The sequence below is a fragment of the Amycolatopsis sp. cmx-11-51 genome (assembly GCF_047608665.1).
Taxonomy (GTDB): Bacteria; Actinomycetota; Actinomycetes; order Mycobacteriales; family Pseudonocardiaceae; genus Amycolatopsis.
In genome coordinates, this window is sequence record NZ_JADNQO010000020.1 from 67,282 (window position 1) to 84,575 (window position 17,294).

General features: G+C 68.2%; 17 protein-coding genes. 11 read left to right on the top strand and 6 right to left on the bottom strand.

Annotated features, from left to right (window positions below; translation table 11 throughout):
* Window positions 1-106 precede the first annotated feature (106 nt).
* The 3 genes from ACM6LU_RS35915 to ACM6LU_RS35925 are packed head-to-tail and all read left to right on the top strand — an operon-like array spanning window position 107 to window position 2,321.
* Window positions 107-670 (top strand): TetR/AcrR family transcriptional regulator, encoded by a 564-nt coding sequence (locus ACM6LU_RS35915; RefSeq protein ID WP_414942310.1) that lies wholly within the window; start codon window positions 107-109, stop codon window positions 668-670.
* On the top strand, window positions 670-1,500 hold the full coding sequence (locus tag ACM6LU_RS35920) for an MBL fold metallo-hydrolase (RefSeq protein ID WP_414942311.1): 831 nt from the start codon (window positions 670-672) through the stop codon (window positions 1,498-1,500). Before ACM6LU_RS35915 ends, ACM6LU_RS35920 begins: the two co-directional genes overlap by 1 nt.
* Window positions 1,497-2,321 (top strand): MBL fold metallo-hydrolase, encoded by an 825-nt coding sequence (locus tag ACM6LU_RS35925; RefSeq protein WP_414942312.1) that lies wholly within the window; start codon window positions 1,497-1,499, stop codon window positions 2,319-2,321. Before ACM6LU_RS35920 ends, ACM6LU_RS35925 begins: the two co-directional genes overlap by 4 nt.
* Window positions 2,322-2,344: 23 nt before the next feature.
* Here the strand turns inward: ACM6LU_RS35925 and ACM6LU_RS35930 are convergent, their stop codons facing one another.
* The 5 genes from ACM6LU_RS35930 to ACM6LU_RS35950 form a co-directional block, all read right to left on the bottom strand.
* Window positions 2,345-3,730 (bottom strand): APC family permease, encoded by a 1,386-nt coding sequence (locus ACM6LU_RS35930; RefSeq protein ID WP_414942313.1) that lies wholly within the window; start codon window positions 3,728-3,730, stop codon window positions 2,345-2,347.
* A 95-nt stretch (window positions 3,731-3,825) separates the two neighbouring features.
* Window positions 3,826-4,410: a DUF3558 domain-containing protein gene (locus ACM6LU_RS35935; protein WP_414942314.1), complete on the bottom strand. Its 585-nt coding sequence runs from the start codon at window positions 4,408-4,410 to the stop codon at window positions 3,826-3,828.
* Between the two features lie 24 nt (window positions 4,411-4,434).
* Entirely contained in the window at window positions 4,435-5,718 is a 1,284-nt protein-coding gene (locus ACM6LU_RS35940) for an MFS transporter (protein ID WP_414942315.1), read from the bottom strand.
* Window positions 5,719-6,075: 357 nt separating this feature from the next.
* Window positions 6,076-6,756 carry a pyridoxamine 5'-phosphate oxidase gene (gene pdxH, locus ACM6LU_RS35945; protein ID WP_414942316.1) on the bottom strand — a complete coding sequence of 227 codons (681 nt, stop codon included), beginning with the start codon at window positions 6,754-6,756 and terminating at the stop codon, window positions 6,076-6,078.
* A 649-nt stretch (window positions 6,757-7,405) separates the two neighbouring features.
* Window positions 7,406-7,777 carry a hypothetical protein gene (locus ACM6LU_RS35950; protein ID WP_414942317.1) on the bottom strand — a complete coding sequence of 124 codons (372 nt, stop codon included), beginning with the start codon at window positions 7,775-7,777 and terminating at the stop codon, window positions 7,406-7,408.
* 323 nt (window positions 7,778-8,100) lie between these two features.
* Here ACM6LU_RS35950 and ACM6LU_RS35955 point away from each other — a divergent pair, with 323 nt between their 5' ends.
* From ACM6LU_RS35955 to ACM6LU_RS35990, 8 genes are all read left to right on the top strand, one after another.
* Complete coding sequence (locus ACM6LU_RS35955) at window positions 8,101-9,105, top strand: ABC transporter substrate-binding protein (protein ID WP_414942318.1); 1,005 nt, start codon at window positions 8,101-8,103, stop codon at window positions 9,103-9,105.
* Entirely contained in the window at window positions 9,102-10,064 is a 963-nt protein-coding gene (locus ACM6LU_RS35960) for an ABC transporter permease (protein WP_414942319.1), read from the top strand. Before ACM6LU_RS35955 ends, ACM6LU_RS35960 begins: the two co-directional genes overlap by 4 nt.
* On the top strand, window positions 10,061-10,837 hold the full coding sequence (locus tag ACM6LU_RS35965; protein ID WP_414942320.1) for an ABC transporter ATP-binding protein: 777 nt from the start codon (window positions 10,061-10,063) through the stop codon (window positions 10,835-10,837). The genes ACM6LU_RS35960 and ACM6LU_RS35965 overlap by 4 nt, the downstream gene beginning before the upstream one ends.
* Before the next feature lie 14 nt (window positions 10,838-10,851).
* Window positions 10,852-13,590, top strand: coding sequence for a nitrate- and nitrite sensing domain-containing protein (locus ACM6LU_RS35970; protein WP_414942321.1), 2,739 nt, complete (start codon window positions 10,852-10,854; stop codon window positions 13,588-13,590).
* The gene (locus ACM6LU_RS35975) at window positions 13,587-14,012 is read left to right on the top strand and encodes a roadblock/LC7 domain-containing protein (RefSeq protein ID WP_005156032.1); all 426 of its coding nucleotides are present in this window, start codon (window positions 13,587-13,589) and stop codon (window positions 14,010-14,012) included. Before ACM6LU_RS35970 ends, ACM6LU_RS35975 begins: the two co-directional genes overlap by 4 nt.
* 20 nt (window positions 14,013-14,032) lie before the next feature.
* A complete protein-coding gene (locus ACM6LU_RS35980) occupies window positions 14,033-14,413 on the top strand; it encodes a DUF742 domain-containing protein (protein WP_414942322.1) in 381 nt (126 codons plus the stop codon).
* Complete coding sequence (locus ACM6LU_RS35985; protein ID WP_414942323.1) at window positions 14,391-14,984, top strand: GTP-binding protein; 594 nt, start codon at window positions 14,391-14,393, stop codon at window positions 14,982-14,984. Before ACM6LU_RS35980 ends, ACM6LU_RS35985 begins: the two co-directional genes overlap by 23 nt.
* A gap of 112 nt (window positions 14,985-15,096) precedes the next feature.
* A complete protein-coding gene (locus ACM6LU_RS35990) occupies window positions 15,097-16,638 on the top strand; it encodes a hypothetical protein (protein ID WP_414942324.1) in 1,542 nt (513 codons plus the stop codon).
* 10 nt (window positions 16,639-16,648) lie between these two features.
* On the opposite strand, the gene ACM6LU_RS35995 is transcribed toward ACM6LU_RS35990, so the two are convergent.
* A complete protein-coding gene (locus ACM6LU_RS35995; protein ID WP_414942325.1) occupies window positions 16,649-17,269 on the bottom strand; it encodes a TetR/AcrR family transcriptional regulator in 621 nt (206 codons plus the stop codon).
* Between the last annotated feature and the right edge of the window lie 25 nt (window positions 17,270-17,294).

Consider the following 17,294-nt stretch of genomic DNA (forward strand, 5'->3'; position numbering starts at 1 on the left):
TCGTCCATCGGCTCACACGTGCCGTCCAGCCAATCACGCGAAACGGCCAGTCGGCCACGCGGAACTCACTAGACCGGTCGTCATAGTTTGGGCTACAGTCGGCCGCATGGTCCGCCGCACCGACACTCGGCAGCGCATGCTCGATTCCGCCGCCGAACTCTTCCACCAGCAGGGTTACCACGCCACCGGCCTTAATCAGCTCGTCGCCGCCGGTGGCGCTCCCAAGGGATCGCTCTACTTCCACTTCCCCGGCGGCAAGGAGCAGCTGGCCGCCGAGGCCATCCGCCAGTCCGCCGAGCGACTCTGCGACACCTTGCGCGCGATCGTCGCGGACTCCCCCGACGTCGTCACCGGCATCGAGAACGTCGTCGGCGCGCTGGCGACCTCGCTGGAGGAGTCGGACTTCCAGCGCGGCTGTCCACTCGCGACGGTCGCGCTGGACGCGTCGGGCGACAGCGAGGTGATCCGCCAGGCCTGCGCCGACGGCTACACCTCCTGGCACACCGTCATCGCCGGGGCACTGGACACCGACAAGGCGGACCACCTGGCGACCGTCGTCCTCGCCGCCGTCGAGGGCGGGCTGTTGCTGGCCAAGACGTTGCACGACACCGCGCCGCTGCGCGCGATCGCCCCGCACCTTCGCACCACACTCGAACGGGAGCTGTCCTGATGCGTGTCCACCACCTCAACTGCGGCACCTTGCGGCCGATCGGCGGAAAGCTCGTCGACGGCAGGCCGGGGTTGTTCCGCCGCGCGGAACTGATCTGTCACTGCCTGCTGCTGGAGACCGAAACCGGCCTCGTGCTCATCGAAACCGGCGTCGGCACGCCGACCGTGAGCCGTCCCGCCGAATGGCTCGGCGCCGGCTTCGTGCGGCTGGTCCACCCCGACCGGGACGACGACCTCAGCGCCACCACGCAGATCCGGAAACTCGGTTTCGACCCCGCCGACGTGCGCGACATCGTGCTCACTCACCTCGATCTCGACCACGCGGGCGGGCTCGTCGACTTCCCGCAGGCGCGGGTCCACGTCCACGCCCGCGAGCTCCAGGCCTTGGAGAAGCCGATCGACCGCAAGGAGGCGAGCCGCTACCGGAAGGTCCAGTTCGACCACGGCCCGATCTGGAGGTCGTATCGCGCCGACGGCGAGCCCTGGTTCGGTTTCGACGCCGTCCGCGAACTCGAAGGGGTCCCGGACGTGCTGATCATCCCCCTCGCCGGGCACACCCGCGGGCACGCCGGGATCGCCGTCGACACGGGTGACGGCTGGATCTTGAACGCCGGGGACGCCGTCTTCCACGGCGGCGAGCTCGAGCAGAAGCCGCACATCCCCTTCGCGCTGGGCTTCTTCGAGTCGTACATGCAGACGGAAAAAGCAGCACGACTGGACAACCAGCGCCGGCTGCGCGAACTTGTCAGTAACAACGGTGACGAAGTGTCGGTCTTCGCCGCGCACGACGCCACCGCCTTCGAACGGTTCAGCCAGAGGAGCAGGATATGAAGGTCCACCACCTGAACTGCGGCACGATGCGGGCCCCGGGAGGCAAGTTCCTCGACGGTCAGCCGGGTCTGCTGCGCCGCTCAGAGCTGGTGGCGCATTGCCTGCTCATCGAGACCGGCGACGGGCTCGTGCTGGTGGACACGGGATTCGGCCGCCAGGGGGTGGCGCGGCCGGGCGCCTGGCTCGGCACGCCGTTCACGGTGATGGTCGGTGCGAAACCGGTCGAGACGGAGACCGCGGCTCATCACGTCGAAGCGCTCGGCCACAAGCTGGAGGACGTGCGGCACATCATCTGCACCCACCTCGACGTCGACCACGCGGGCGGGCTCGCGGACTTCCCGAACGCCGTCGTGCACGTCCGCGCCGAGGAGCACGACGCGGCGACCGCACCGCGTAACGCGAGCGAGAAACTCCGATTCCGTGCCAACCAGTTCGCCCACCGTCCACTGTGGAGCAAATACGACGAGGCCGGCGACGAATGGTTCGGCTTCCAGGCGGTCCGCGAGCTCAAGGGCCTGCCGTCGGAGATCCTGCTGGTGCCGCTCGCGGGACATACCAAGGGGCACACCGGGGTGGCCGTCGACACCGGCGACGGCTGGCTGCTGCACGCGGGCGACGCGTACTTCTTCCACGGTCAGCTGGATCCGGTGAAACCGCACTGCCCGCCGGGGATGACCGTGTTCCAGAACATGGTGCAGACTCTGCGCAGGCCGCGGCTGGAGAACGTCGAACGGCTCCGCGAGCTGAGCCGAGAACACGCCGACGAGGTCACCGTGTTCTCGGCCCACAGCCCGGTTGAGTACCAGTCACTCAGTCGTTGAAAGAAGGCCGGGGCTAGAAGAGGTCAGCCGACCGGCGGCTCGAGGGGCTGCCGGTCCTCTTCCTTGTGCGTGGCCCGCATGACGAGCCAGTTGACCCCCCACAGCAGGACACCGACGGCGAGCAGGATCGCGGCGACCTTGTAGTCACGCGCGGGCCGCCCGGACAACGGGGTCACCAGGTAGACACAGAAGATCGCGGCCAGCACCGGGATGATCGTCGGCGCACGGAAATGCTTGTGCGCCGACTTCTCCTTGCGCAGCACCAGGACCGCGACGTTGACGATGGCGAACACCGCCAGCAGCAGCAACGCCGTCGTGCCGCCGAGCACGCTGATGTCCACAAAGGACACAAGGCCGATGGCGATGACGCTGGTGAACACGATCGCCACCCACGGGCTGCGGCGGAACGGGTGCACCGTGCCCAGCTGCTTCGGGATGATCCGCTGGTTCGCCATGCCGTAGAGCAGGCGGCTGGCCATCAGCATGTTGATCAGCGCCGAGTTGATGACCGCGAAGAGGCCGATCGCGGAGAAGACCTCACGCGGGAACCCCGGGGCACCGACGTCGAGCACCTTCAGCAGCGCGCTGCTCTTGGCGGCCTCCAGTTCGTCGGCCGGCACCAGCAGCGAAGAGGTCACGGAGACCAGGATGTAGATGGTCGCGGCGATGACCATGCCCCACAGCATCGCCTTCGGAAAGATCCGGATCGGATCCTTGCACTCCTCGGCCATGTTCACCGAGTCTTCGAAGCCGACCATCGCGAAGAACGCCAGCGAGGTCGCCGACGTGATCGCCACCAGCATGGTCTGGTTCTCGGTGTCGAACTCGACCAGCCGCGAGGCGTCCCCGTTGCCGTTCAGCACCGCCCACACGCCGACCCCGATGATGATCAGCAGGCCGCCGATCTCGATGCAGGTCAGCACCACGTTGGTCTTCACCGATTCGGAGACCCCGCGGAAGTTGATCAGCGCGAGACCGATCACGAACAGGATCGCCACCAGCGGCATCGGCGCGGTGATGAACTCGGCGAGATAGGTGTCCCCGAAGGCCTTCGCCGCGGACGAGGCCGACGTGATCCCCGAGCACATCACCGCGAACGCCACCATGAAGGTGAGGAAGCGGATCTTGAACGCCTTGTGCGTGTAGAGCGCCGCCCCCGCCGCCTGCGGGTACTTTCCGACCAGTTCCAGGTAGCTGAACGCGGTCATGATCGCGACCACGAACGCGATCAGGAACGGCAGCCACAGCGCGCCGCCCACCCGGCCCGCGACCTGTCCGGTGAGCGCGTAGACGCCCGTCCCGATGATGTCCCCCACCACGAAGAACAGCAGGAGCTTGGAACCCATGACCCGTTTGAGGCTCGGCTGACCGGCCGGACCGGTCTGTTCTGTTGTCGTCGTGTCCACCATGCGGCAAGAGTGTGCCGTATCGCGTCTGGGGCCGACAGTCCGATATGGTCAGTTCTTCGTCACGGGCTGGCGAACCGTGGGACTGGGTGATTCGGTCAGTCGGCGTCGACCGCGGTCTTCACCAGCGGGACCATCATCTCCTGCGTCATCTTCGCCGGACCCGTGTAGTTGACCAGCACCGGCACGTCGTTCACGAGTTCGGCGGAGGCCAGCGTGGCGGTCTTGTTCTCGTCGACGTAATAGAGGGCGCCCTCGCCGACACCGGCGACGTCCTTCGCACCCGGCTTCGCCTTCTTCAGCGCCGCGACCATCTCGGCGGGCTTGATCTTGTTGCCCTCGAAGCGGGTCACCGCGAGCGCGCCGACCTGCTTGCCGCCCGCCGAGTAGACGCAGCTCTTGGCCTTGCCACCGTTGGCGGCGGTGTCCTGCACCGGACCTGGCGCCGAGGTCACGCCCTGGACGGAGATCGCCTTCGAGACGGCCTCGGCGGGCAGCAGCGCGCACGGCTCCTTCGAACCGGCGCCTCCGGTGGGCGCGGCCGAAGAACTCGGCGCGGCGGAGGAAGTGGGAGCCTGGCTCGACGGCCCGGCCGCGTTGTCCGGCTTCTGGCCCCCGGACGAACAGGCGGAAAGGGTCGCGATGACAGCGGCGAATCCGGCGATCGCCCGTAAAATACGCATGGGCCCGACGATAGCCCCGGCGAATCAGGCCACCGGGGCCCGGTATCGCCAGAAGGACGGGATCAGCAGCGCCGCCGCGATGACCAGCACGATGACCAGTACCCCGCCGCCGGAGGCCGCGGCGGCCGTGCCCACCCCGGCGGCGGCCCAGCCGTGGGTGAGGTCGGCGATCCGGGGGCCGCCCGCGACGACCACGGTGAACACGCCCTGCAGCCGTCCGCGCATCTCGTCGGTGGTGGCGACCTGGAGGATCGCCATCCGGTAGATCGCGCTGACCATGTCGGCGGCCCCGGCGAGTGCCATGAAGAAGACCGCGAGCCACAGCGAATTCGCGAGACCGAAGCCGACGATCGCCCCGCCCCAGACGCAGATCGAGATGATCACGCCGACGCCCTGCTTCTGGATCCTCGTCAGCCAGCCGGAGAAGAGGCCGATCAGCATCGCGCCCGCCGGGAGCGCGGCGTAGAGCCAGCCCAGCGCCGGGCCACCGCCGGGCGGGTCGCCGAAGGTGCGCTCGGCCATCTCCGGGATCAGCGCGCGCGGCATGCCCGCGACCATCGCGATGATGTCGACGAGGAAGGAGGCCAGCAGGATCTTCTGCGTCGCCAGGTATTTGAAGCCGTCGATGATGTCGCGGATCCCGGCGCGGCGCGCGATCTCGCCGAGCGGCGGGATCGGGGGCAGCTTCCAGACCGCGACGAGGGTCGCGGTCAGTGCGATGACGTCGATCAGGTAGAGCGTCGAGAGACCGAGGACCGGGATCAGTGAGCCCGCGAGCAGCGGACCGAAGACCGCGCCGAAGGTGGCCATCGTGCTGCTCAACGCGGTCGCGGGCGCGATCAGGTTGTCCGGCACCAGCCGGGCGACGACGGCGCCGCGGGTCGGCATGTTGATCGCGAAGAACGCCTGGTTGACCGCGAGCAGGACGAGGACGAGCCAGACCGAGCCGATGTTCAGGAACGCCTGGAGCCACAGGACCGCCGAGGTGACGGTGACGCCGACATTGGTGACGAGGAGGAGTTTGCGGCGATCGACGGCGTCCGCGATCGCGCCGCCCCAGAGGCCGAAGACGAGCAACGGGATCAGGGCGACCAGGCCGGTCAGGCCGACGTAGGCCGACGAACCGGTGAGGTCGAAGACCTGTTTGGGGACCGCGACGGCGGTGAGCTGGCTACCGACGGCGGTGACCGCGGTGGACAGCCAGAGGCGGCGGAACGCGGGGATCTTGAGCGGCCGGGTGTCGACGACGATCGAACCGAACAGCTTGCGGAGACCCTTACGCTGTCCAACCCCCACGTCGTCACTCACAACCCGACAGTTTAGCCGCGCTAACTAACCAACCGCGCGCGATTTACGTCACCCGGTGGCTGAAGGGGACTTTCGCCGCATGGGACGCGGTGAAGGGAGCTTTCACCGCATGCGATGCGGGGAAAGTCCCCTTCAGCCCCCGCCCGCCTCACACCTGCGCCTCGGTGCCCCCTACGGTCTCCCGGGAGCGCGCCAGCGCGACGGGGAGACTTCACCGTCGCGCGCCCTCTTTTGGGCCGAAGGCCCACGAAAACGCGATGAAGGGGCGCCCTCCACACTCACGCGAGGTGAACACGGAACGGCGCCCCTTCGGCGCGCTTTTCGTCAGCGCGCGACAGATAGCAGCGCCGACCGACATCACGGCGCGACGCGCTCGATCTGCCAGCCGTCGTCGGTGCGGACGTAGCGGAGCCGGTCGTGCATGCGCTCCTCGCGGCCCTGCCAGAACTCGACGTAGTCGGGCCGGATGCGCCATCCGCCCCAGTGCGGCGGAAACGGGATGTTCTCGACGTCGGCGAAGCGGCGCTCGATGCCGTGAAGCGCGGTCTCGAGGGCGCGGCGGCCGTCGACGACGCGGGACTGCGGCGAAGCCCAGGCCCCGAGCTGCGAGCCCCGCGGACGGGAAGCCCAGTACTCGGCGGTCTCCGCGACGTTGACCTTCTCCACCTCGCCGCGCACGTGGACCTGGCGCTGCAGGGCGTACCACGGGAAGGTGACCGACGCGTAGCGCGTCGCGGTGAGGTCGTGACTCTTCGTCGACGTGTAGTTCGTGTAGAACACGACACCGCGTTCGTCGAGGCCCTTGCACAGGACGGTCCTGGAGGACGGCCTGCCCTCCGGGTCCGCCGTGGCGAGCACCATCGCGTTCGGTTCGGCGACCCCGGCGGAGACGGCTTGGTTCAGCCAGTCCTGCAGCTGAGCGGTCCAGGTCTCCGCCAGTGCGGACTCGTCGAAGGCGGCCCCTTCGTAGGCCACGCGCATTCCGGGCAGGCGCACGACGGCGTCACCGTCCACGCCATCCTTGATCTCCGGCATCATCCGCCAAACCTCCGTACCCGGTCGGGGCATCTGTGACTTCGGCTTTGCCGCCGACGGTATTGCCTAGAAGGCGGCGGCGAAACCCACTGAACGGTGACACCCGCCACCCCCGGCTGGTCATCTGTGCGTAACCGCCGGACCGCAAGCCGCCACCTCCCGGTTACCTTCCGCCCCTGATCGATCAAACCCATGCGGTCCTGTCGCACGGCTTTGCCCGCCGGAAGGGTCCTTCACGCGCCACCATGCCGACTGGTGAGACCACTGAGCGACCGCCCGAGTGTTCCGAGTCCGTGAAGGACTCCTTGAGGGACCCTGGGTCCCTCAAGGAGTCCTTCACGGACCGCGCTCTAACCGCCCTCACCACTCACGTCACATCGAATTCACCCGAACTTATCCTTCGAAAATCGACGACTCCCCGGGCAATTCCCCGGCACCCTTTTCCCGCGATTTCAACAATTGATTACGACATTCGGCCTATCGTCCGTCAGGTCGGCCGATGGCACGTCCTAATTCTGTCGCGCGATAGAAATCAGCTCTGCGGCACATCTCCGCGAGATGTGCCAAGACCCGGGCGCGAAAACACGACGAAGGCCGCCCCCAGGACGGTCGAAATCCCGAAAACGGCCTTCGCTTCTCCGGTGTCGCGCCGTCAGCTCGTGACGACGAACTCCGCGCGGACGATCCAGCCCCAGCAGTCGTACGACGCCTTGTACCGGCCCGGCACTGTCCCTACAGGACCGTCGCCCCGCAAGGCGACACCGATGCCGCCGGTGCCACCGTCTCCCACTACCCGCAAGGGAATCGGTGCGGCGAGACCGTCCGCGGTGAGCGTCGTCGCGAGCTCGCCCGCCCCCGACGGGCGCAGGCAGTAGATGTCCGCGGTGACCGTCCCACCTGCGACGATCGTGGTCGGGGCGAGGACCAAACTGGACGGTCTGGTCGCGTTCGCCTGTCCTGCTCCGAGCGTGGTGGCCACCAACGCCGCCGCGGCGGCACACAGCGCGGCCGAACGAATCTTCATCCTCTGCTCCCTCCAGAAGTCCGGCGAGGTTTTCACCGGCCACCCGGAGGACGCGCGCCGCCGTACCCTGGGTTGCCAACCTGTCGAGAGCTACTCGGTTAGCAGAATGTGACAGGAATTCATGCAAGAGCTGACGATCACACTAGGTAGGCCTTGCGCCACTCGATAGGATCGCCGCCGAGGGCAACGGGGTGATCACCTCTATCCAGTGTGTTCAGAGGTTTTGGATGGTACGGCCGGGTGTGCGGCCGATCGATCACTCCTGCGCTCGCGCCGCCGGAACTTTCTACGACCGTGTTACTCCCCTTCCCCAGGAGTGCGTTGTGATTTCCCGTTCCCGCCGTCTCATGACGGCGTTGTTGTGTGCCTTTTCGCTGGCTGGTGTGACGGCCCTTTCGGCCTGTTCCGACAGCACGGCCGCTTCCGGCACCAAGGTCACCATCGGTTACAGCGCTTGGCCGGGCTGGTTCCCGTGGGCGGTGGCCCAGGAGAAGGGCCTCTTCGAGAAGAACGGCGTGACCGTCGACCTGAAGTGGTTCGACAGCTACACCGAGAGCATCAACGCACTGTCCTCGGGCGCGATCGACGCGAACAGCCAGACTCTCAACGACACGCTCGCGTCGGTCAGCGGTGGCGCGAAACTGTCGGTGGTCCTGGTCAACGACAACTCGACCGGCAACGACAAGATCATCGCGCGGCAGGGAATCACCGGCGTCGCCGACCTCAAGGGCAAGAAGGTCGCCGTCGAGCAGGGCACCGTCGACCACTACCTCCTGCTGCTCGCGCTTCAGGAGGCGAAGCTGACCGAGAAGGACGTCGAGCTGGTCCCGCTGCTGACCGACGCCGCCGCGGCCGCGTTCGTGGGCGAGCAGGTCGACGCCGTCGCCGCCTTCGCCCCCTTCACCTCGAAGGCGCTCGAGCGCCCCGGCAGCCGCGCGATCGCGACGTCCGCCGAGTTCCCCGGTGCCATCCCTGACCACCTCGTCGTCTCCGAGCAGATGTCGAAGGAGCGCAAGAAGGAGGTCCAGGCGCTGGTGACCACCTGGTTCCAGACGATCGACTGGATCAAGCAGAACCGGGACGAGGCCGTGCGGATCATGGCGAAACGCGGCGCCGTGTCGATCGACGAGTACAAGAGCTACGACGCGGGCACGACGATCTTCACCAAGCAGCAGAACCTCGACGCGTTCACCCCTGGCGTCACCCCCGCCCACCTGAACTTCCAGGCCGGCCGGATCGCCGACTTCATCATCGCCAACGGGCTCGCCCAGAACCGGCCCAGCTTCGACGGGCTGTTCGACGACCAGTACGTCAAGGCGGTGAAGTGAGCACCACGGGCTCGGCGAGGCAGGCCGTTCAGCGGACGGACGCCGCTGACGAGGCCGAAGCCCGGCTCCTCGACGATGAGCAGCGCCTCGCCGAAGCACAGGAAGACCGTCGACGCGGCGGCGGCGCGCGACCGGACTGGGCGCCGCTGCCCCGCCGGGCGGGCCTCAAGCCGAACGCCTCCCCGCTGTTCTCGCTCCGGACGCCGATCCCCGCGCGCTGGCGGTGGACGCTGGCCGTGGCCTCGTTCGCGATCCCGCTGCTGATCTGGGTGACGCTGAACGCGCTGGGCACCATCAAGCCCACGTTCCTGCCGACCCCGGTCGCGGTGTTCGACGCGCTGCTGAAGATGATCGAGTCGGGCGAACTGTTCAGCGACCTCTGGGCCACCACCCAGCGGGTGCTGCTCGGTTTCGGCCTCGCGGTGATCGTCTCGATCCCGCTCGGCATCGTGATGGGGACGTTCAACGCCGGGCTGGCGCTGTTCGAACCGGTCATCGCGATGCTGCGCTACCTGCCGGCCAGCGCGTTCATCCCGCTGCTGATGATCTGGCTCGGCCTCGGCGAGCCGTCGAAGGTCGCGGTGCTGTTCCTCGGCACGGTCTTCTTCAACACGCTGATGACGGCCGACGCCGTCCGCGGGGTGCCGCGTTCGCTGATCGACGTGTCGTACACACTCGGCGCGCGGCGCGGCGAGGTCCTGCGCAAGGTGATCGTGCCGCACGCGCTGCCCGGCATGATCGACGCGACCCGCGTCAACGCCGCGGCCGCGTGGAACTTCGTGGTGGTCGCCGAACTGATCAACGCCACCGCCGGGCTCGGCCTGCGGATCATGCGGGCGCAGCGGTTCACCCAGACCGACCGCATCTTCGCGCTGCTGATCGTGATCGGCCTGCTGGGCCTGGTCATCGACATCGCGCTGCGGCTCCTGCGATCCAGGGTCGGGAAGTGGGCGGCATGACGCTTCAGCTGAAGGCCGTCGCCAAGGACTACACGGTTCGCGGCCGAACCACCCGGGCCCTCGACGGGATCGACCTCGACATCACGCGCGGCGACTTCGTCTGCGTGGTCGGCGCGAGCGGGTCCGGCAAGTCGACCCTGCTCTCGCTGATCGCCGGGCTGGCCGAACCGACCGAGGGCCTGATCACCCTCGACGACGACGCCGTGACCGGACCGGGCCCCGATCGCGGGCTGGTGTTCCAGCACGGGGCGCTGTACCCGTGGCGCACGGTGGAAAGCAACGTCGCGTTCGGACTCGAACTGCTCAGCCTCGGCAAGGCCGAACGCGCGCGCCGGATCGACTGGTATCTCGAAGAGACCGGGCTCGACGGGTTGCGGAAGTCGTTGCCCAAGCAGCTTTCCGGCGGGCAGAAGCAGCGGGTCGCGATCGCGCGGGCGCTGGTGTGCGAACCCGACGTGCTGCTGCTGGACGAACCTTTCGGCGCGCTGGACGTCCAGACCAAAGAGGACATGCAGGTTCTGATCCGCCGGATCTGGACCGACACCGGCACCACGGTGCTGATGGTGACCCACGACGTCGAAGAGGCCGTGTTCCTCGGACGGCGCGTCGTGGTGCTGGCCTCGGACCCGGGCCGGGTGGCCGCCGACATCGCGGTCGACCTGCCCGGTGAACGTGACCTCGCGGTCAAACGCGCGCCCGAGTTCCTCGCGTTGCGCGCGTCCATCGAAGACCTCGTCCGGGAGCAGCACCGCGGCCACCTCGGGCGGAGCTGAGAAGAAAGGTGATCATGAGGCACGGGAAGACCCGGCCGGAACGCACCCCGCGTTCCGGGTTGCTCGGCAGACTCGGCATCCGGGGCAAGCTCAACCTGCTCCTGATGTTGCCGCTGACCGCCGTGGTCCTGGTGTCGGTGCCTTACGTCGCCGGGGAGATCGACGACGCCCGGTCCGCCCGCACCACCGCCGACGTCGCGTCACAGGCCCGTGCCCTCGGCACGCTGGCGTGGGAACTGCAGCGGGAACGACTGCTGACGGCGCACTACATCGCGTCTTCGTCGGCGAGCAGCGCGGCGATGCAGAAGCAGCAGGGCGTCGTCGCGGACACGGTGAACCAGGTGCGCTCGCAGCTGAGCGCCGACGCACCGGAAGAACTCGCGGCCGCGCTGGTGCGGATCGGATCGCTGAACGAGATCCGGGAAAGCGCGCTCCGGCGCGGTGCCTCGCTGGACAGCGTGGCACGGACCTACCACGCGGTGATCGACGCGGTCATCAACTCGCTGCGGCTCGTCCCGCAGCAGACCAGTGACGCGGAGGGCACCCGGCAGTTGACGGCGCTCGACGCGCTGCTGCGCGCGAACGAGGAGAACGCGCTGCGCGGGATGGCGCTGATCATCGTGCTGGTCACCCCCGACTCCGGTGAACCGGTGCTGGACGACGCGAAGCAGCAGTCGTCGCTGTTCCTCGAACGGTTCGTGCAGCAGGCCGACGTCAGCCAGGCGACGCAGGTCGTGGCGGTGGAACAGGGCGAGACGGGCCGCCGGGTCGACGCGCTGGAGGCCAAGCTCCCGGACACCCGGGGCCAGCAGGCCGTGCAGGCACTGCTGCCGGACATCCTCGGCGCCGTCGAGGCCCAGTCGAATCAGCGACGGCTCGCCCAGGACACGGTCACCACCGGCATCACCGACGCGGCGACCGCGCGAGCCGACGCCGCGCAGAACCTGGCGTGGACGATCGGTATCGGCGCCGGTGTGCTGTTCCTGCTGGTCGGTGGTCTCGCGATCGCGGTCAGCCGGTCGATCGCGGATCCGCTGCGGAAGCTGACCACGGCGGCGACGTCGGTCGCGGACCTCGCGAGTACCGAACTGGTCCGCGTCTCCGACACCGAGCAGGCCGAAGAACTCGCGCCACGCCTGGCCACCATCGACGTGTCGTCCCAGGACGAACTCGGGAAGCTGGCCGAGGCGTTCAACCGGGTACAGGCCACCGCGGCCGAACTGGTGGAACGGCAGGCCGTCACGCGGCGCAACGTCGGCCTCATGTTCGCCAACGTCGCGAAGCGGACGCAGAACCTGGTGGGCAGGCAACTGGCGCTGGTCGACGAACTGGAGCGCAACGAACAGGACGTCGCCCTGCTGGCGAGCCTCTACCGGCTCGACCACCTCTCGACCCGGCTGCGCCGGAACGCGGACAACCTCCTCGTCGTTTCGGGAAACCGCGACGAGGCGAGGATTTCCGGGCCGATCGAGCTGTCGACGGCGTTGCGTTCGGCGCTCGCGGAGATCGAGGACTACCAGCGGGTCCGGCTCGGTTCGATGGGCGACGTCCTGCTGTCGTCGCCGTTCGGTTCGGATCTGGTGCTGATCTTCGCCGAGCTGCTGGAGAACGCGACGTCGTTCTCCCCGCCGGAGTCCTTTGTGGACGTCGGCACGAAGATCCTCGCCGACGGCTCCTGTCTGATCGTGATCGTGGATCAGGGCATCGGCATGACCGCCGAACGGCTCGCCGAGGAGAACCGGCGGCTGATCGAACGCGAGCGGCTCGAACTGGCGCCGACCAGTGTGCTCGGCCTGTTCGTGGTCGGGCGGCTCGCACGACGGTACGGGCTGAAGGTCGAACTGACCGAGACCGAGCCGGGCGCCGGCATCACCGCGCGGATCGCCGTCCCGCCGGATCTGCTGACCTACCGGCAGCCCGTGCCGAAGTCCGTTCCGCCGCCGGCGTGGCCGACGGCGGAACCGGGCGACGAACCCGCCCCGCGGCAGTCCCCGCCCCCGCCCAAGCCGCGGGACAAGGCTTCCGGACGTGAGCTGCCGACGCTGGCGATCGCCGGGATGATCCCGCGCGACGGCCAGCGCCCCAAGGACTTCCGTTGGTTCCGCAAGACCGACCGGGAACTTCCGGAGCCGATGCCGATGCCAGAGCCCACCCCGTTGCCCGTGCCACTGCGAACGTCGCTGCCCACGTCGCTGCCCACGTCACGCCCGGCGGCGGCGGCCGAACCCTTGCCCGCGCTCGAAGCTCCCGCGCCGACACCGGCCGCCGATTCCGGGGAGACCCGTGGCGGGCTGCGGCGGCGGGTCAAGGGCGCGCAGCTTCCCGGTGCCCCCGAAGCGCCGTCGCGGCAGAAGTCAAGGCATGATCCAGCAGCGGCCAAATCGGTCTTCGACGGTTTCGAGGCTGGACTCGCGAAGGCCACCGGGTCTTTCAAGGACCCGGTGCCGCCGCAAACCCCGCCGCCCCCGGTGAGCCCACCGGCGGGCGATCCGACGCCCATGCCGACCCCGACACCCGTGCCCGCCGCCTCCCGCGGCGGTCTCACCCGGCGGGTCCCCGGTGCCCAGCTGGCGCCGGGCCTGTCGAAAGGACCGGCCGCGCGGCATCAGACCGCGCGGGCCGCCCTGAACACCGCCAAGCCCAGGGGCATGCGTGACCCCGAGGCCGAACGTGCCGCGTTCGACGCCTTCAGTGACGGGTTGGAGAAAGCCGTCAACCCGGAGATGGAACAGAGAGAGAAGAGCAAGAGATGACGACCGGAGTCAGCGTCGAAGCCCGGAACTTCAACTGGTTGGTGACGCGCTTCGCACAGAACACGGCGAGCGCGATGGGCGCGATCGCCGTCTCGGCCGACGGCCTGCTGATCGCGATGTCGTCCGAGCTGGAACGGGCCAACGCCGACCGGCTGGCCGCGATCTGCTCGGCGATGCTCGGTCTGGCGCACGGTGTCTCCGAGAGCCACCCGCTCGGTTCGCCCGACAAGATCATCATCGAGCTGGAACAGGGCTACCTGCTGGTCTGCACGATCAGCATCGGCTGTTCGCTCGGCGTGCTCGCCACCAAGCAGGCCAGCCTCGGCACGATCGCCTACGAGATGGCGATGTTCGCCAACCGGGCCACCGAGGTGCTCACCCCCGCGCTGATCGAGGAACTCAAGAAGAGCGTCGGCAGCTGAAATGACGAGGGGATAAGGGTATGAGCGACGATCAGGTACCTCGGCCCCGCGGCGGCGAACAGAGCATCTCGCCGCTGCGCCCGTATCTGCTCACCGCCGGCCGTGCGCAGCCGGTGGACGGCACGCTCGAAATCGAAGCGCAGGTGCTCACCAGCAGGCTCGGCGCGGCGTCGCAGGCGAGGCTGACCTTCGAACGACGGGAGATCGTTTCCCTTTGCCGGGAAACGAAATCCGTCGCCGAAGTGGCGGCGATGCTCGGCCTGCACATCGGCGTGGCCAGGGTGCTCGTGGCGGACCTCGCCGCGCTCGGCTACGTGGTGCTCCGGCGCCCGGCCGGAGCCTTCACCCAGGACCTCGGCATGATCGAAAGGGTCATTCGTGGACTCGAATCAATTCGCTGAACCGGCGGCGGCCAAGCCGCCGACACCGGTCAAGATCGTCATCGCGGGCGGTTTCGGCGTCGGCAAGACGACCACCGTCGGAGCGATCTCGGAGATCAAACCGCTGACCACCGAGGCCGCCATGACCTCGACCGGCGCGGCCGTGGACGGCACGAGCGGAGAGGTGCCGTCGAAGACCACCACCACGGTGGCGCTGGACTTCGGCTGCATCACCATCGACGAAGAGGTGAAGCTGTATCTCTTCGGCACGCCGGGGCAGGACCGGTTCGGCTTCATGTGGCACGACCTCGTGCTGGGCGCGCTGGGCGCGCTCGTCATCGTCGACACCCGTCGGCTCGACGACTGCTACCCGGCCGTCGACTACTTCGAGAAGGCCGGACTGCCGTTCGTGGTCGGGGTGAACGTCTTCGACGGTTCCCTCAAGCACGACCTCGAGGACGTGCGCTGGGCGCTCGCGGTGAGCGAGGAGGTCCCGCTGATCACCTTCGACGCGCGGCAGCGGCTGTCGGTCCGTGACGCGCTGCTGGCCGTCCTGCACAACACCTTCCGCCGGGCTTCCGCCGCTTCATAACCCGATCGCGGACAAGAAGTGACAATCTGACCCCAGACGTCACATCGTCCTGTTACCCTCGATCGCATTCCCGCCCAGTCCGGCCGCGGGAATGCGAAACGGGGTGGGTGCGATGACCGGCGAGTATCTGAGCGGAAGCGAGTATTCGGCGACGCTTACGGCTGCGCTCAACAGTTACTGGCAGACGCTGGAAAAGCGCTGGCTGAACGACGCCGGTCAACTGGTCCGAGGTGGCACGAGCCAGATCTCCGGTGCGCCGGAGCCTGCCCGATGGCAGGTCCCGGTCGAGTCGCGGGGCCATCTGACGACCTGCCCGATCGTCGAGTGGGCCGTCAATGACGGCACACCGGCGACCCGGCCGTCGGCGGATGCTTGCGACGGCTGGAGCGTGCCGGACGCGAAATACGTCGAATGCCGGGCGCTCGACGTCTTCTCCCAGGTCGGGGATTGGGCGTGGCGGAAGCGGGAACAGCTGGCGACCGCGATCCCGGATCTCGCGGGTGGGCCGGAACTGTCGTCGCTCGAAGAGGCTTACAGCGCCTTCTCGTCGGTCGAGAAGAAGATGAGGCTCGGCGATGCGATGGGCGACCACGACTTGGACAACCTGATCGCCCTCCTCGCGGGCGGCAACAAGTCAGGCACCCGGGCTTGGATGACCGGCTGGATGGGGCTCGCGGCGAACAGCCTCCAGGACGGTTTTCTCGCGACGGTGGAACCCACCCTCAGACACCAGGACATCCTCGTGAAGTGGCTCGGCAACAGCTACTCGTGCCGGGCCGCGATCATCCACGCCGCCAGGAACAACATCCTGCACCTCATCGCGGAGGCCACCCGCGCGCTCAACGCCACCGCCCCGGCGCCGACGGAGCCTCCCAAGGAGAAGCTGCTGCTGAACGCCGTCAGCGATGCTTGGGATTACGCCAAAACCGTCATCGGAGCCTTGGGCCGCACGGCTCCGGCCGGCGTCGGCAACGCACTCGTCCTGCTCGAGTTCGCGATGGAGCTGAAGGCGCCGCCGATGAACTCGGAGCTGAAGTTCCCGCAGCTGGCGGAATTCTTCGCCCATGTGGACACCGGCGTCCGCGGCCTCCACGCCGACCTGGACAAAGCCGAGAAGGAATACCACGACGCCATCAAGGCCATCGAGCACGAGATCGCCGGGGTCGACCGCATGGATCTGGAGCTCTACGACATGACTCAACCCCAGAAGAAGGGCACCGCCAAAGCTGGCTCGGACGGAACCCAGCGCTACGCCGTGGACGTCACGGTCGTACTGGAACTCGCCGAGGCCTGCTACGGAGCGGCCGAAATCTACTCGGGCCTGCTCGGGGAACTCGCGAAAACCTCTTACGCCGACGGCCAACTGGCGGGTCGCGGGGTCGTCCCCACCGCCGCCGACACCGCCTTGAAGCAGTTGCGGAACGACGTCGAATCGTTCTTCCAGAAGACGACCGCGCGCTACCTGGCGGCGGGCGACCGCATCAAAGAGGCCGCCGAGAAGTACGCGCAGACCGACGCCGAGCAGAAGGATCGGCTTCAGACAGCGATCGGCACGCTCGGTGATTGGGCCAAGGAAGATCCGGGCAGGCACCCCGAGGGCGATCGGCGGGACCGGATCGACCTCGACCCGGACAAGGAAGGCGCCCAGAACTGACGCCGCGTGCTCAGCCGGGCCGCGTGATGGCGGCGAGCATCAGCGCGCGGAGTTCGGCGGCGACGTCGGCGACGGGTAGCGGCGGCGTGTGCGCCTGCCATTCCCGCAGCAGTCCGGTCGCCGCGCCGACGAGCGCGATCGCCGTCAGGTGGTAGTCACGGTCCGGCGCGACGCCGTACGAGGCGGCGTGCCGGGCCTCGGATTCGATGAACGCGGCCCACCTGTCGACCCATTCCTGGTGCTGCGCCTCCAAAGCGGCGCTGACACCGACCGCCTCGACGTAGTTCAGCCGCGGCATCCGGGGATCTGACGTCACCGTGCTGACGAAGACGTCCAGCAGGGTCCCGATCCGCGTGACCGCGTCGGCGTCCTCCAGGCGTTCCAGGTTTTCGGTGACGTGCTCCAGCGCGAGGGCGTTGATGCGCTCGTGCAGGGTCAGCAGCACCTGTTCCTTGCTCTCGAACTCCTCGTAGAAGTTCCGCGTCGAAACGCCGGCGCGTGTGCACAACTCGGTGATCTTCGCCTGCTGGTAGCCCGTCGAGGTGAACAGGTCCAGGGCCGCCATGAGCAGGCGTTCACGCCGTTCGGCGCGCCGCTGCTCGGGTGCGACCCCGCCATACGTGCGGGCCACTCGACCTCCCCCGATTCGGTAATAG